Source organism: Dietzia sp. CW19 (genome assembly GCF_014145265.1).
In the GTDB taxonomy this organism is placed as follows: domain Bacteria; phylum Actinomycetota; class Actinomycetes; order Mycobacteriales; family Mycobacteriaceae; genus Dietzia; species Dietzia natronolimnaea.
In genome coordinates this window covers 1-1,084 of the sequence record NZ_JAALEE010000529.1, presented here as the reverse complement: position 1 = coordinate 1,084, position 1,084 = coordinate 1, and the positions used below count along the sequence as shown (strand labels likewise).

General features: G+C 72.6%; 1 protein-coding gene. It reads right to left on the bottom strand.

Annotated elements, in window-relative coordinates; translation table 11 throughout:
- A partial coding sequence (locus tag G6021_RS14955; RefSeq protein WP_182641620.1) for a uroporphyrinogen-III synthase occupies positions 1–1,032 on the bottom strand: 1,032 nt, incomplete at its 3' end.
- Between the last annotated feature and the right edge of the window lie 52 nt (positions 1,033–1,084).

Sequence of the window (1,084 nt, the reverse complement as noted above, 5' to 3'; positions counted from 1 at the left end):
CGGGTCGGCGCCGTCGCCGGGCAGCACGGCGAGGAGTTCCTCCCGGCTCACGCACTTGCCCGGCCGGTCCGCCATCGCACGCAGCAGTGCCAGCGGCGCCGGCGAGAGCTCGATGGGCCGACCGTCCATCAGGACCGCGGCCGCACACACGGTGAGTTCGTGGCCGGCCACCGTGACGGGCCGGGACCGCGCCACCAGCTCGTCGGTGACGTGTCGCATGAGCGCACCGAGGCGCATCCGGTCCGGCATCGACACGGGTACACCGAGGTCGACCAGCGGTTCGGCGGTCACCGGTCCCACACAGAGGGCGGCGACCGGACCGGACAGGGCGTCCAGCACGTCGTCGTGGATCCCCATCAGGTCGGCCCGCTCGAGCATCGACACCACGGCCGGGGCGGCGGTGAACGTCACCCCGTCGACGCCAGCCCGGGCGACGGTCCGGACGAGGTCGTCGAACGCCTCCAGGTCCTCGGGGAGCTCCCAACGGTAGATCGGCACCACGATCACCTCGGCCCCCGCCGCGCGGAGCCCCTCCACCAGGGGGGCCATGGGATTCCAGTCCGAGCTCGCACCCTGGAGCTGCACGGCCACGGTGAGGCCGTCGACCCCGCGCTCCAGCAGCATCTCCAACAGTTCGGGGGTCGCCTCGCTCGCCGCCGACGCGTGTTCGCGCAGACCGGCGGCCCGGAGCGCCCCGGTGACCTTGGGCCCGCGCGAGTACAGCGGCACCCGTTCCATGAGGGCGTGCAGGTCCCGGGAGTAACCCCACTCCTCGCACACCTGCGTCCACCACCGGACTCCGGTCGCCGTGGTGAGGACCATGAGGTCGGCGGGAGCAGCGAGCACCCGGGCGGTGGCCGAGCGGACGAGTTCGTCCTCGGCCACGGGGATCATGCGGATCGCCGGCGCGTGGAGGACCGCCGCACCCCGGCGTTCGAGCAGAACCTTCTGTTCCGACGCCCGACGCGCAGCCGTCACCGCGACCGTGCGGCCCAGCAGTGGTAAGTCGTCGTTGGTGGTCACGATGTCCATCCTGCCGCAGTCGTGTGTCGTCCATGTTTCCCCGCCGTCGAGGCGGGGGGTG